Here is a 13,632-nt window from a genome sequence, read left to right as displayed (position 1 = left end):
ATTGGCCTCAGCACCGGTGAAGGCGACGGGAAATTGCTCCCGAGACCGACACGAGATGGCTGGGGAAAGCAGGTTTCGCGGATGGACGCCAAAACCGACATCAAGAAGAGGTTGCCGAGCCGTCACGTGACGGAGGGGCCGGAGCGCGCCCCCCATCGGTCCTATCTCTATGCGATGGGCCTGACGACCCAGCAGATCCACCAGCCCTTTGTCGGCGTGGCGTCGTGCTGGAACGAGGCCGCCCCCTGCAATATCTCGCTGATGCGCCAGGCGCAGGCGGTCAAGAAGGGCGTCGCGGCCGCCGGCGGTACGCCGCGCGAATTCTGCACCATCACCGTCACCGACGGCATCGCCATGGGCCATGACGGCATGCGCTCGTCGCTGCCGTCCCGTGAATGCATCGCCGATTCGGTCGAACTGACCGTCCGCGGCCATGCCTATGACGCGCTGGTCGGGCTTGCCGGCTGCGACAAGTCGCTGCCGGGCATGATGATGGCGATGGTCCGGCTCAACGTGCCCTCGATCTTCATTTATGGCGGTTCGATCCTGCCCGGCAATTTCCGCGGCCAGCAGGTCACGGTGCAGGACATGTTCGAGGCCGTTGGCAAGCACTCGGTCGGCGAAATGTCGGACGAGGATCTCGATGAAATCGAGCGGGTGGCTTGCCCCTCCGCCGGCGCGTGCGGCGCACAATTCACCGCCAACACCATGGCGACGGTGTCCGAGGCGATCGGGTTGGCGCTGCCGTATTCGGCTGGGGCGCCAGCTCCTTACGAAATCCGCGACGCGTTTTGCTCGGCCGCCGGCGAGAAGGTTCTGGAGCTGATCGCCGCCAATATCCGGCCGCGCGACATCGTCACCCGCCGGTCGCTGGAAAACGCCGCTGCCGTGGTCGCCGCCTCTGGCGGGTCGACCAATGCTGCACTGCACCTGCCGGCCATCGCGCATGAGTGCGGCATTAAGTTTGACTTATTCGACGTCGCCGAAATCTTCAAAAAGACACCGTATGTCGCGGATTTGAAGCCGGGGGGCCGTTATGTCGCCAAAGACATGTTTGAAGTTGGCGGCATACCGCTTCTGATGAAGACGCTGCTCGACAATGGCCACCTCCACGGAGATTGCATCACCGTCACGGGCCGTACGATCGCCGAAAACCTCAAGAGCGTGAAATGGAATCCGCACCAGGATGTGGTGCGGTCCGCCGACAACCCGATCACCGTCACGGGAGGCGTTGTCGGGTTGAAGGGTAATCTCGCGCCGGAGGGTGCGATCGTGAAGGTCGCGGGCATGTCGAAGCTGAAATTTACCGGTCCGGCGCGCTGCTTCGATCGCGAAGAGGACGCTTTCGAGTCGGTCCAGAAGAAGACCTACAAAGAGGGCGAGGTCATCGTGATCCGCTACGAGGGGCCGCGCGGCGGTCCCGGCATGCGGGAGATGCTCTCGACCACGGCGGCGCTGACCGGGCAGGGGATGGGCGGCAAGGTCGCCCTGATCACCGACGGCCGATTCTCCGGCGCCACCCGCGGCTTCTGTATCGGCCATGTCGGACCGGAGGCGGCCGTTGGCGGTCCGATCGCCCTGTTGCAGAATGGTGACATTATCGAGATCGACGCCGAGGCCGGAATACTTAACGTAAAATTGACCGACGCCGAACTCGCCGATCGTAAAACCAAGTGGGCACCTCGACAGACTAACCATACGTCGGGTGCGCTGTGGAAATATGCCCAACAGGTTGGGCCGGCGGTGGACGGGGCTGTGACCCATCCTGGCGGTGCGCACGAGAAACAGTGTTATGCGGACATCTAGGCGTATCATTCTTGCGTTGATGATAGGGGCCATGCCGGTGGCGGCTCCCGGATTCGCATTTGACGGTGCGCCGGTGAAGCCGGACGCCGCTCTGCCCGTGATGAATCAGCCCGCCGCGCAGGCCGTCACTGCGCAGGCCCTGAAGAAGGCTCCGCCGGCGCCCGCGACGGCAACGGCGGTTGCGGCCTCCTCGCTGACTTCGCTGCAATACGCCGCCGAGGGTGGCCATCCCGTCGCGCAGTGGAAGCTCGGCCGGATGTATGCCGATGGCAATGGCGTCATCCAGGACGATCTGCGCGCCTTCGAATATTTCAGCCGCATCGCCAACGCGCATGCGGAGGACAGCCCGTCGGCGCCGCAGGCGACGATCGTTGCCAACGCCTTCGTGGCGCTGGGGCGCTACTACCTCAACGGCATCCCGAATTCCAAGATCAAGGCCGACACCGACCGGGCGCGGGAGATGTTCTCCTATGCCGCGTCCTATTTCGGCAACGCCGACGCGCAGTACGATCTGGCGCGGCTTTACCTGAAGACGCCGGACGCCTCGCGGGACGATTTCCGCTATGGCGCGCGCTGGCTTGGTCTGGCCGCCCAGAAGGGTCAGCATCAGGCGCAGGCCATGCTCGGACAGATGCTGTTCAACGGCGACCGGCTGCCGCGGCAGGCCGCCCGCGGCTTGATGTGGTTGACGCTGGCGCGCGACAACGCCGCCCCCGAGGAGACCTGGATCCGCGAAAGCTACAACCGTGCTTTCGCCAAGGCCTCCGACGACGACCGCGCCTCGGCGCTGCAGATGCTCGAGCACTGGGTGCAGGGCAAGAAGGAGTAAGCGGCCGTAATTGGTAGGGTGGGCAAAGCGAAGCGTGCCCACCATTTCACGCCAGCGATTTCCGAGAGATGGTGGGCACGCTTCGCTCTGCCCACCCTACGATTCCGCGACAATCTCCTTCGACATCGGATGGCCACCGGCCGTGCCGAACCCACCTGTCGGCGCATCGTCGTCGAGATAACCAGCCGACCGATAGAACCGATGCGCTGTCTCGGTGCTCGTGAGCGTGCAGCGGCTGTTGCCTCGCTCCATCGCCCTGGCTTCGAGTGCGCTTAGCAAGGCACGGCTAACGCCGCGAAATCGTGCATCGGGTGCCACATAGTTCAGCGTGATCTCGCCCGCGTCCGTCACCGATCCCACCCCGAGGATGGCATCGCCCTCGACGGCGAGCAGGAGCGAGTTTCCCTTCTGCGCAGCCCATGCGGCCACCGTTTCCGGCGTCTTGTTGGCCAGCCACGCATTCAGGATCGCCGGCTCGTTGCCGTGATCAGCAACGCATAGACGGGTGATCGATTCCCTCAGGACATGGCAGGCTGCGACGGCATCGTCGGGCGCAGCATCCCGAATCGCCACCGTTGCCGCGCGGGTCGCGCTCAAGCCGTCTCCAGGTCGAAATCCGCCCAGACCGGCACGTGGTCTGATGGCTTCTCCCAGGCGCGCACATAGCTGTCGACGCCGACATTGGTCAGGCGGTCGCTGGCCTGCGGCGACAGCAGGAGGTGGTCGATTCGAAGGCCCCAGTTCTTCTGCCAGGCGCCGGCCTGGTAGTCCCAGAAGGTATAGAGGTTCGGCTCGTCGGTGACCGCGCGCAGGGCGTCCGTCAGCCCGAGGCCGAGCAGCGCCTGGAAGGCCTCGCGCGTCTGGGGGCGGAACAGCGCATCGTTGGCCCAAGCGGCGGGGTTATAGACGTCGGCGGCTGCCGGAATGACGTTGAAGTCGCCGGCGAGCACCAGCGGTTCTTCTGCCTTAAGCCGCTCCTTCGAGTACTCAAGAAGCCGCGACATCCATTTGAGTTTATAGGGATATTTGTCCGTATCCGGCGGGTTGCCGTTGGGCAGATAGAGGCAGGCGATCCGCATCACGCCGGTTTTCAGCGTCACCACGCCTTCGAGGAACCGGGCATGGGCGTCCTCATCGTCGCCTGCCAAGCCCGATTTGGTCTCGTCGAACGGCAGTTTCGACAGCAGCGCGACCCCATTGAAGGTCTTCTGGCCGTGGGTGACGACGTTATAGCCGAGCGCCTCGATCTCCAGCCGGGGGAACGCCTCGTCCACGCATTTGATTTCCTGCAGGCAAACGATGTCCGGGGAGGTCTCCTTGAGCCAGGTCAGGAGATGGTCGACCCGCTGCCGGATCGAATTGACGTTCCACGTGGCAATACGCATGAAGGGGACCTTGGCTGGAGCATATCCGGGAAATCCCGGTTTTCGTGTTCGAACAAGAACTCGTAACTACACATTTTCCGGCAGTGGCATACCATGTGCAGGAAGGCTGTGATAACCGTCTAGAAATAAGGCGCAAAATCGCCGTCGAGGGGCAGGAGGAATCGTCCCGTCCTTTTGGAGGACCGGCGAGCGTGAAGAAAATTATGAAAAAGCGTAGCTTGATACTTCTTGTCGGCGCCATTGGCATTCTTGCGGCGGCCGGTTTCGTTACCCGCTCCTCGTGGATGGGCGGCAGCAGCAGCGCCCAGGGCCCGCAGCGGCCGCGGATGGTTTCCGTCGAGATGGCAAAGGCGGAGCGCAAATCCATGCCCGTCGATGTCGATGCGATCGGAATGGTGACGCCGATCTCCAGCGTGGCGCTGAAGTCGCGGCTGGAGACCACCATCCTCGCGGTGCATTTCGCGGATGGCGCCAAGGTCAACGAAGGCGATCTGCTGTTCACGCTGGACAGCCGCCAGATCGACGCCCAGATCGAGCAGGCCGAGGGCGTGCTTGCCAAGGATCAGGCGCAGCTCGAGGGCGCGCAGCGCGACCTCCGCCGCTTCAACGATCTCGTCGCCAAGGGAGCGACCACGCAGGTCAACGTCGACAACGCGAGAACCCAGTCCGACATCCTGACCGGCACCATCAAGGCCGATCAGGCTGCGCTCGACAATCTGAAGGTCCAGAAAAGCTTCACCACGATCCGCGCGCCGTTCTCGGGGCGGGTCGGCGCCGCCAATGTCAAGGTCGGCAATTTCGTGCGGCCGGCCGATACCGCCCCGCTTGCGGTCATCAACCAGATGGCGCCGGTCTACGTGACCTTCTCGGTTCCGCAGCGCGTGCTGGTCGATCTGCGCGAGTCGATGGCCAAGGGCGTCTCCGGCGTCACCGCCACCATCCCAGGCCATCAGCGCTCCGAGAGCGGCAAGGTCGCGATGGTCGAAAACACCGTGGATATGGCCACCGGCATGGTCACCGTGCGCGGCATCATGAACAACGAGAACGAGACGTTGTGGCCGGGGACGCTGGTCGCGGCCAAGCTCATCATCCGAGCTGAGGATTCGATCGTGGTTCCGACGGTCGCCGTGCAGCGCAGCCAAAGCGGTAATTTCGTTTTCGTCGTCAAGGACGGCGTTGCCAAGATCCAGCCGGTCACAGTCGACCGCACCTCGCAGGGCGTGTCGGTGATCTCGGAAGGGCTCTCCGGCGGTGAGAGCGTCGTGGTCGATGGTCAGTTGCTGCTGTCGGATGGCACGAGGGTGGAACCGCGGGCCAACAAGGCCGGGGCATAACCGATGACACTGTCCGAACTCTGTATCCGCCGGCCTGTCATGACGACGCTGATCACGGCGTCGATCATCGCGTTCGGCATTTTCGGCTTCCGCCTGCTGCCGGTATCGGCGCTGCCGCGGGTCGACTTCCCGACCATTGCCGTGACGGCGACGTTGCCGGGCGCGAGCGCGGAAACCATGGCGGCATCGGTCGCCGGCGTCATCGAGCGCCAGCTCTCGACCATTGCCGGCATCTCGTCGATGTCGTCGAACTCTTCGCAGGGCACCAGCCAGATCACGATCCAGTTCGATCTCAACCGCAACATCGATTCCGCCGCGCTCGACGTCCAGACCGCGCTGACCATCGCGCAGCGCCGGTTGCCGATCGAGATGAGGATCCCGCCGAGTTTCCGGAAAGTGAACCCGGCCGATTTCGCGGTGCTGTTCGTGGTGCTGACCTCGAACACGCTGCCGCTGTCGGCGGTCAACGAGTATGGCGAGATCACCATCGGCCAGACCCTGTCGCAAATTCCCGGTGTCGCGCAGGTCAGCGTTTACGGCGCGCAGAAATTCGCGGTTCGCGTCCAGGCCGATCCAGAGGCCGCCGCGGCGCGCGGGCTTTCGCTCGAGGATATCCGTAGTGCGGTTTCGGCCGCCAATTCCTCGACCCCGGTCGGCACCCTGAACGGACCGAAGCAGGACGTGGCGTTGCAAGCCTCCGGCCAGATGGACAAGGCGATGGACTATCGCCACATCGTGGTGGCCTGGCGCAACGGCTCCCCGGTCAAGCTGGATGAGGTCGCGAGGATCTACGACAGCGTCGAGAACGAGCGGATCGCGAGCTGGCTGAATGGCGAGCGTGCCATCGTCCTCGGCATCCAGAAGCAGCCGGATGCCAACACGGTGGCGGTGGTCGACGGGATATTGGCCAAATTACCGGTGTTGCGGGCGCAGATCCCGCCATCGGTCTCGATCAACGTCCTGATGGACCGTTCGACCTCCATTCGCCAGGCGGTGGCCGACGTCGAGGAGACGCTGCTGATCGCGATCGGGCTGGTCATCCTGGTGATCTTCCTGTTCCTGCGTTCGGCCTCGGCGACCTTCATTCCGGCGCTGGCGGTTCCAATTTCGCTGTTCGGCACCTGCGCAGTGATGTACGCGCTGGACTATTCCATCAACAACATGACGCTGCTGGCGCTGACGCTGTCGGTCGGCTTCGTGGTCGACGACGCCATCGTCATGTTGGAGAACATCGTCCGCCACATCGAGCACGGCATGCGGCCGTTCGAGGCCGCGCTGAAGGGCGCGCGCGAGATCGGCTTTACCATCATTTCGATCACCTTCTCGCTGATCGCCGTGTTCATTCCGGTGCTGCTGATGGGCGGCATCGTCGGCCGCGTCTTCCGCGAATTCGCGGTGACGGTATCGGTCGCGATCATCGTGTCCGGCTTCGTTTCGCTGACGCTGACGCCGATGCTGTGCGCGCGCGTGCTGCGGGCGCACGACGCGACGAAAAAGCCGAACATCGTGCTTCGCGTCTTCGAGGCGATGTTCGAGTCCTGGCTGCGCGCCTATGAGTGGACGCTTGACTGGGTGCTGGCCCGGAAATTCCTGATGCTGATGGTGACGCTGGCCACCTTGGGCGGCACCGTCTACCTCTACATGATCGTGCCGAAGGGCTTCTTTCCGCAGGAAGACACCGGCTTCCTGATCGGCGTGACGGAGGCCGCCACCGATACCTCCTTCGACGCGATGAAGGAGCGGCAGCAGGCGCTGGTCGAAGTGCTGAGATCCGACCCCGCGATTGACTACATCAATTCCACGGTCGGCGCTGGGGGACCGAACGCGACAGCCAATTACGGGCGCCTGTTCATCGCGCTGAAGCCGAAAAAGGAGCGCGACAATCTTACCACGATCATAGGACGGCTGCGCACCCAGGCCCGCGAGATCCCCGGCATGCAGGCGTTCTTCCAGCCGATCCAGAACCTCAATATCGGCGGTCGGATTTCCAAGAGCCAGTATCAATATGTGATGCAGAGCGGTGACACCGACTCGCTGTACCGTCTGGCGCCCGAGATACGCGACAAGATCGAGAAGCTGCCGGGCCTGCTCGACGTCACTACCGACCTCTACATCAAGAACCCGCAGATGACGGTCGACATCGACCGCGAGAAGGCGGCCGTCTACGGTGTCACCGTCGATCAGGTGCGCAACCAGCTCTACAACGCCTATGGCTCGCGGCAGGTCGGCACCATCTACATGCCGTCGAACGACTACCAGATCATCCTGGAAGTGCAGCCGCAGTTCCGGGTCGATCCGTCTGATCTCTCCAAGCTCTACGTGAAGACCCAGAACAACCAGACCATCCCGCTGTCGGCGGTGGCAAAGCTGGTTCCGACGGTGGGTCCGCTGCAGATCAACCACCAGGCCCAGCAGCCGGCGGTGACGATCTCGTTTAACCTCGCGCCCGGCTATTCGCTGGGCTATGCGGTCGACAAGATCACCGAGCTTGAGCAGAGTTCGAACCTGCCTGCGACCATTGCCACCGGCTTCTCCGGCACCGCGCAGGTGTTCCAGGATTCGCTGCGCGGGCAGGGCGTCCTGATCCTCGCCGCTGTTTTCGCCGCCTTCGTCATTCTCGGCATCCTCTACGAGAGCTTCATCCACCCGATCACCATCATCTCGGGTCTGCCATCGGCCGGCATCGGCGCGATCCTCACGCTGATGCTGTTCGGGATGGAGATGTCGGTGATTGCGATGATCGGCATCGTGATGCTGGTCGGCATCGTCAAGAAGAACGCCATCATGATGGTCGATTTTGCGCTGGAGCGCCGCCGCGTTGGCCTCAGCGCCGAGCACGCCATCCGCGAAGCTGCGCTGCTGCGCTTCCGCCCGATCATGATGACGACGTTTGCCGCGATCTTCGGCACATTGCCGATCGCGCTCGGCGCGGGTGCCGGCGCCGAACTGCGGCAGCCGCTCGGCGTCGCCGTGGTCGGCGGCCTGTGCCTGTCGCAGTTGCTGACGCTCTACATCACACCGGTCGTCTACATCTATCTCGACCGTATCGACCGCCGCCTGCGGCGCAAGCTCGAACCGCAACTGGAAGAAGCGGGCGACGAGCGGCCGCACGTGGTCGCCGCCGAATGACGACCTTCGGACGCATGGTGCGGTCAGCCACGCGGGGCGTCGCGATGCTGATCGCGCTGGCGTTCATCGCCGGCCCGGCCCGCGCCGACGAGCCGATCGAAATCTTCGACGCCCATATGCACTACAATTGGGAGCCAAAACCCTTTTACAGCGTCGACGAAGTGCTGGCGCTGTTTAGAAAACACCGCGTCACCGGCATCCTCGCCACCAGCCGCCCGAACACCGGCACGCATGCCCTGATGGATGCGAAGCCACCGGGCCTGCAGGTCGTCCCGTTCATCCGGCCGTATCGCGTGCGCGCCGACATCCAGACCTGGTTCGGCGACCCCTTTATCTTCGACCTCGTGCAGGACGAATTCAAACGCGGCTATTACCGCGGCATCGGCGAATTCCACATCTCGGGCAAGGCCGCCGAGGGTGAGTGGGTGAAGAAGACCGTCGATTTCGCGGTCGAACACGATCTTTATCTGCACGCCCATGCCGACGACGTCGCCGTCGAAATCCTGATGCGCCACAATCCGCGCGCCCGCATCATCTGGGCCCATACCGGCTTCGGCCTTTCGACAGACCGCGTGGCGGAGATGCTGTCAAAGTACCCAAAGCTGTGGGGTGAATTGTCCTATCGCGGCGGCATCGTCGATGGCAGCGGCAAGCTGACACCGGAATGGCGCGCGTTATTCGAGCGCTACCCCGACCGCTTCCTGCTCGGATCCGACACCTGGATCAACGAGCGCTGGGCAAGCTATGGCGACATCATGGCCGGCTATCGCGCCTGGCTGGCGCAGTTGCCGCCAAAGATCGCGGCGCAGATTGCACACGGCAATGCGAAGGCGCTGTTCGGCGGCGAACGCTGAGCGTGAAGGTCGCCTCAATCCGCAAACTCGCAGCCAAAGCTCGCATCCGGCGATATCGTCGGAGCGAATTTCCGAAGTGATCTGACGTACAGTGACGTTCTGCGGGACACCAATGGGCGTGGCGGTTCCCACGCTGTGAAGGCGGGTTTCATCGCCGAAATGGCAGGACAAGGGAGGTTACCGAAGGTTTCCCGGAACCATTGACGGCGATCATGCTCCGCTTTCCTGAATTGGCATGGAATTGCTTTTGGGATCGCCCCGGCTGGTGAGATCACGAGATTAAGCGCCTGAACCTTTCTTGCATCGCTAAGACCTACAGTTGTGTCCGAGCCTGCATGCTGGACAATCCCAGGAACGTCAGCCGCTGGCGAGGCACGGGAAGCATGCCACATTTTAGTTCCAGCAAACGCAGGAGGAGCACATGCGCAAGTCTCTCTCCGTTTTCCTTTCTGGCGTGGCTCTGGCCATTGCGGCGTCGACCGCTCAAGCCGGAGAGCAGGTACTCGAGTTCAAGCTCGTCACCAAGCCGATCGACTACAAAATAACAGAGGCAGCAAACATCGAAGGCCAGACGGTCGCGTCCGGCAAACTGTTCGGCGTCGCCGTCTTCAAGGACGGCCGTATGGGGGTGAAGGACTTCGTCAATTCCGCAGACTTGCTCAAAGGCGCGGGAACCTTCTACGGCTACAGCACCTACACGTTCGAGGAAGGCTCGATCACGGCGCGTTACAGCGGCTCGGCGAAAGACGGCCGGTCAACCGGCGAATATACGATCCTCTCGGGCACGGGTGCCTATGCGAACGGGACGGGGACGGGCACCATCGAAAACGCGCTGAACCCGTTCAAGGACGTCAACCTCTTCAACATAAAACTGGTCGTCAAAACGCCCGGTACGTAAGAGTCCTACACAAAGACGCGCCTCCGCCACTCCAGTGCCGTGAGGCGCGGCTTTGGTCGTGCGCATGAGTTCACACTGCGCAACGCCGCGCTGTTCGGCGGCGAGCGCTGAAGCTTTTCAGGTGCTTTCTCAATCCGCGAACTGACCGGCCGCCTTGATGATCGGCGCCCAGCGATCGACCTCGCTGATCAATTGTGCCTTCAAAACCTCGGGCGTGGCCTGATCCTGCGGGACAGGTTCCGTGTTGATGTCGTTGAATCGCTTCACCAAGTCCGGATCGCGCAGCGCCTCCTGAAGCGTTTTGGATAGCTTCTGGACGATCTCATCGGGCGTTCCCTTCGGCGCATAGATGCCGTGCCAGGCGCCGACCTCAAATCCCTTCAGGCCGGCCTCATCAGCCGTTGGAAGATCGGGCATCGATCGAAGCCGGCTCTTTGTCGTGATGGCGTAGCTCTTGATCAGCTTGGAGGCGATCGGCGCCGTGGTGTTGGTGGTCTGGTCGCAGGAGAGGTCGATCTGCTTGGCGATCAGATCGTTCATGACGGGTGCATTGCCCTTGTAGGGCACGGTGAGGATTTCCTTGCCGACGGCGGTCATGAACAGCATGCCGCAGAGATGCGACGCCGCGCCGAGCCCCGCATTGCCAAAGGTCATCTTGTCGCCATTGGCCTTGATGTAGGTGACGAGTTCGGCCAGCGTGTTCGGCGGCAAATCAGGACGGCCGATGATCGTCATCGGGGCGTTGGTGACGAGTCCAACAGGCGCGAATGCCGTCTTGGTGTCATAGGCGAGCTTGCGGTAGAGCGTCGCGGCCGTGGAGATGCCGATGTGGTGGATCAACAGCGTGTAGCCGTCCGGTTCGGCGCGTGAGGCCCGTGTGGCTGCGATCGTGCCGCCGGCTCCCGTGGCGTTTTCGATGACGATGGTCTGGCCCAGCAGTTTCGACATCGACTGCGCCGTCACCCGCGCCACCGTGTCAGTCGCGCCGCCGGCGGCGAACGGGACCAGCAGCGTGATCGGCCGGTTCGGATAATTCTGCGCCAGGGCCGCGGAGCTGACCAAGGCGAACGCAAGCGCAATGGTGGCTGTCTTCTTCATTCGCATGGGTGTCTCCTCGAATTCTTTTTCTGATTTGTCTCGCGGTCTTTTTGCTTCGCGACCGATCCACCAGTGATCGGCCGTCACACGTTGGAGCTATGGATCGCCTCCACGACCGCCGCGGTGACATCCTTCGTCGTCGCGGTGCCGCCGACATCGGGGGTGGTAATGCCGGCGCCCGTGACCTGCTCCACGGCGCGCATCAGCCGCGACGAGGCCTCGGCCTCGCCGAGATGATCGAGCATCTGCGACGCCGTCCAGAAGCTGGCCACTGGGTTGGCGATGCCCTTGCCGGTGATGTCGAACGCCGAGCCATGGATGGGCTCGAACATCGAGGGAAAGCGGCGCTCGGGATCGATGTTCGCGGTCGGAGCCACGCCGAGGCTGCCGGCCAGCGCGCCGGCGAGGTCGGACAGGATATCGGCGTGGAGGTTGGTTGCCACGATGGTATCGAGGCTCTGCGGCTTCAGCGTCATCCGCACCGTCATCGCATCGACCAGCATCTTGTCCCAGGTGACATCCGGGAATTCTTTCGAGACCTCGTCGGCGATCTCGTCCCACATCACCATGCCATGCCGCTGCGCGTTCGATTTTGTAACGACGGTGAGGAATTTTCGCGGCCGCGACTGCGCCAGCCTGAACGCATAGCGCATGATGCGCTGGACGCCGACGCGGGTGAAGATGGCAACTTCCGTGCCGACTTCCTCCGGCAGCCCGCGATGCACCCGGCCGCCGCAGCCGGCATATTCGCCCTCGGAGTTTTCGCGCACGATTACCCAGTCGAGATCGCCGGGGCCGGCATGGCGCAGCGGCGAGGTGATGCCGGGCAGGATCCGGGTCGGCCGCACGTTGGCGTACTGGTCAAAGCCCTGGCAGATCGGCAGGCGCAGGCCCCACAGCGTGATGTGGTCGGGAACATCGGGAGCGCCAACCGCACCGAAATAGATCGCGTCGAATTTCTTCAGCGTGGCGAGGCCGTCGGCCGGCATCATCACGCCGTGCTTGCGGTAGTAGGCCGAACCCCAATCGAAGGTTTCGACGTTGAATTTCACATCGCCCAGGCGCTTCTGCAGGCTTTCGAGCGCCTGAACGCCGGCGGCAATGACCTCGGGACCGATCCCGTCGGCGGGAATTGCCGCGATCGAATATTCACGCATCGAAATCTCCGTGAGCCACTTTCAAGAGCGCAGCTTGCGGCCCAGGACGAGGGGAGGCAATTGCCTCGCGTTTATACAAAAAATTGATATAATCGGAGACGGGAGGGCCGATGGATCTTCATCAACTGCGCTGCTTCGTGGCGGCGGCCGAGGAATTGCATTTTGGCAGGGCAGCGCAGCGGCTCGACATGCTGCCGTCCGCGCTTGGCCGCTTCATCAGGCTGCTCGAAGACGATCTCGGCACGCGGCTGATGACGCGCACGACGCGAAGCGTCGCGCTGACGGACGATGGTGCCGTGCTGCTGAAGGAAGCGCGGACGCTATTGGTGCAGGCCGATGCGCTGGCCGGCCGGTTTCGCACGCGTGGCCGCAAGCGGGCCGCGATCATTCGCGTCGGCGCCATCGACAGCGCCGCCGCAGGACTGTTGCCGCGGCTCTTGCACGATTTCCGTCAGCTTCAGCCTGATGTCACCGTGCAACTGGTCGAGGACAAGACCGTGCGCCTGCTGCCGCGTCTGTTGTCCGGCCGGCTCGACCTTGCCTTCGTGCGCCCGCCGGAGCGGCCCGACAAGCGGCTGGAGTTTCTGTTGCTGCTGCATGAGACGGCAGTCGTCGCGGTGGCCGACCGTCATCCGCTGGCATCGCGGAAGCGGGTGTCCATCGCCGATCTCGAGAACGAGCCGTTGATCGTACCCGAACGCCGCTCGCGTCCGCACAGCCATGATCTCACCATGAAGCTGTTCGCCGAGGCCGGTTTTGAGGCGCGCGTGGCGCAAATCGCCGACGAGAAGCAGACCATCGTCAATCTGGTCTCGGCAGGACTGGGCGTCGCCATCGTCCCGCGCTGGACCTCGCGCATGGCAACGCGCGGCGTTCGTTTCATCCGCCTTGCAGCCTCCGACATGAACAAGCTGCCGCTGGCGGCGGTCTTCACCCGAGGCACCCGCGATCCCGTGCGCGATGACGTGCTGGAAATGCTGAAAGCCGACCTGCCGCGCTACGCGCGCGAGGCGTAGGGCGAGCGGTTGTTGCGAGAAGCGTAGTTCGTAGATTCCATGGGGCGGTGAGCGTGTCCCTTCCGATAGGTTTGGGTTTCCACACTCGAACCATCGGAGAGTCAGATGCAAGCATCGACCGTAGAC

11 protein-coding genes are annotated in these 13,632 nt (G+C 63.2%); 7 read left to right on the top strand and 4 right to left on the bottom strand.

The window, feature by feature from the left end:
• Nucleotides 1-81 precede the first annotated feature (81 nt).
• Nucleotides 82-1,806 (top strand): dihydroxy-acid dehydratase, encoded by a 1,725-nt coding sequence (ilvD, locus tag IVB22_RS00055; RefSeq protein ID WP_247515304.1) that lies wholly within the window; start codon nt 82-84, stop codon nt 1,804-1,806.
• Complete coding sequence (locus IVB22_RS00050; RefSeq protein ID WP_247515303.1) at nt 1,793-2,635, top strand: tetratricopeptide repeat protein; 843 nt, start codon at nt 1,793-1,795, stop codon at nt 2,633-2,635. The genes ilvD and IVB22_RS00050 overlap by 14 nt, the downstream gene beginning before the upstream one ends.
• Before the next feature lie 96 nt (nt 2,636-2,731).
• On the opposite strand, the gene IVB22_RS00045 is transcribed toward IVB22_RS00050, so the two are convergent.
• Both IVB22_RS00045 and xth read right to left on the bottom strand, forming a co-directional pair.
• On the bottom strand, nt 2,732-3,232 hold the full coding sequence (locus tag IVB22_RS00045) for a GNAT family N-acetyltransferase (protein ID WP_249804850.1): 501 nt from the start codon (nt 3,230-3,232) through the stop codon (nt 2,732-2,734).
• Nucleotides 3,229-4,020 carry an exodeoxyribonuclease III gene (gene xth / locus IVB22_RS00040; protein WP_247515302.1) on the bottom strand — a complete coding sequence of 264 codons (792 nt, stop codon included), beginning with the start codon at nt 4,018-4,020 and terminating at the stop codon, nt 3,229-3,231. Before xth ends, IVB22_RS00045 begins: the two co-directional genes overlap by 4 nt.
• Before the next feature lie 203 nt (nt 4,021-4,223).
• On the opposite strand from xth, the gene IVB22_RS00035 reads away from it, so the two are divergent.
• From IVB22_RS00035 to IVB22_RS00020, 4 genes are all read left to right on the top strand, one after another.
• The gene (locus IVB22_RS00035; RefSeq protein WP_247515301.1) at nt 4,224-5,354 is read left to right on the top strand and encodes an efflux RND transporter periplasmic adaptor subunit; all 1,131 of its coding nucleotides are present in this window, start codon (nt 4,224-4,226) and stop codon (nt 5,352-5,354) included.
• A gap of 3 nt (nt 5,355-5,357) precedes the next feature.
• Nucleotides 5,358-8,483 (top strand): efflux RND transporter permease subunit, encoded by a 3,126-nt coding sequence (locus IVB22_RS00030; RefSeq protein WP_247515300.1) that lies wholly within the window; start codon nt 5,358-5,360, stop codon nt 8,481-8,483.
• Complete coding sequence (locus tag IVB22_RS00025; protein ID WP_247515299.1) at nt 8,480-9,337, top strand: amidohydrolase family protein; 858 nt, start codon at nt 8,480-8,482, stop codon at nt 9,335-9,337. Before IVB22_RS00030 ends, IVB22_RS00025 begins: the two co-directional genes overlap by 4 nt.
• Nucleotides 9,338-9,758: 421 nt before the next feature.
• On the top strand, nt 9,759-10,235 hold the full coding sequence (locus tag IVB22_RS00020) for a hypothetical protein (RefSeq protein WP_247515298.1): 477 nt from the start codon (nt 9,759-9,761) through the stop codon (nt 10,233-10,235).
• A gap of 129 nt (nt 10,236-10,364) precedes the next feature.
• On the opposite strand, the gene IVB22_RS00015 is transcribed toward IVB22_RS00020, so the two are convergent.
• On the bottom strand, nt 10,365-11,333 hold the full coding sequence (locus tag IVB22_RS00015; protein WP_247515297.1) for a tripartite tricarboxylate transporter substrate binding protein BugD: 969 nt from the start codon (nt 11,331-11,333) through the stop codon (nt 10,365-10,367).
• A gap of 83 nt (nt 11,334-11,416) precedes the next feature.
• The gene (locus IVB22_RS00010; RefSeq protein WP_247515296.1) at nt 11,417-12,490 is read right to left on the bottom strand and encodes a tartrate dehydrogenase; all 1,074 of its coding nucleotides are present in this window, start codon (nt 12,488-12,490) and stop codon (nt 11,417-11,419) included.
• A 110-nt stretch (nt 12,491-12,600) separates the two neighbouring features.
• On the opposite strand from IVB22_RS00010, the gene IVB22_RS00005 reads away from it, so the two are divergent.
• The gene (locus IVB22_RS00005) at nt 12,601-13,506 is read left to right on the top strand and encodes a LysR family transcriptional regulator (protein WP_247515295.1); all 906 of its coding nucleotides are present in this window, start codon (nt 12,601-12,603) and stop codon (nt 13,504-13,506) included.
• Nucleotides 13,507-13,632 lie beyond the last annotated feature (126 nt).

This window comes from Bradyrhizobium sp. 190 (assembly GCF_023073415.1).
Lineage (GTDB): Bacteria > Pseudomonadota > Alphaproteobacteria > Rhizobiales > Xanthobacteraceae > Bradyrhizobium.
This window is presented reverse-complemented; position numbering and strand designations above follow the sequence as displayed.

What these genes read in the sequence shown, in the direction of transcription:
- ilvD (WP_247515304.1), top strand. Translation starts at nt 82, where the DNA reads ATGGACGCCAAAACCGACATCAAGAAGAGGTTGCCGAGCCGTCACGTG.
- IVB22_RS00050 (WP_247515303.1), top strand. Translation starts at nt 1,793, where the DNA reads ATGCGGACATCTAGGCGTATCATTCTTGCGTTGATGATAGGGGCCATG.
- xth (WP_247515302.1), bottom strand. Translation starts at nt 4,020, where the DNA reads ATGCGTATTGCCACGTGGAACGTCAATTCGATCCGGCAGCGGGTCGAC.
- IVB22_RS00035 (WP_247515301.1), top strand. Translation starts at nt 4,224, where the DNA reads ATGAAAAAGCGTAGCTTGATACTTCTTGTCGGCGCCATTGGCATTCTT.
- IVB22_RS00030 (WP_247515300.1), top strand. Translation starts at nt 5,358, where the DNA reads ATGACACTGTCCGAACTCTGTATCCGCCGGCCTGTCATGACGACGCTG.
- IVB22_RS00025 (WP_247515299.1), top strand. Translation starts at nt 8,480, where the DNA reads ATGACGACCTTCGGACGCATGGTGCGGTCAGCCACGCGGGGCGTCGCG.
- IVB22_RS00020 (WP_247515298.1), top strand. Translation starts at nt 9,759, where the DNA reads ATGCGCAAGTCTCTCTCCGTTTTCCTTTCTGGCGTGGCTCTGGCCATT.
- IVB22_RS00015 (WP_247515297.1), bottom strand. Translation starts at nt 11,333, where the DNA reads ATGAAGAAGACAGCCACCATTGCGCTTGCGTTCGCCTTGGTCAGCTCC.
- IVB22_RS00010 (WP_247515296.1), bottom strand. Translation starts at nt 12,490, where the DNA reads ATGCGTGAATATTCGATCGCGGCAATTCCCGCCGACGGGATCGGTCCC.
- IVB22_RS00005 (WP_247515295.1), top strand. Translation starts at nt 12,601, where the DNA reads ATGGATCTTCATCAACTGCGCTGCTTCGTGGCGGCGGCCGAGGAATTG.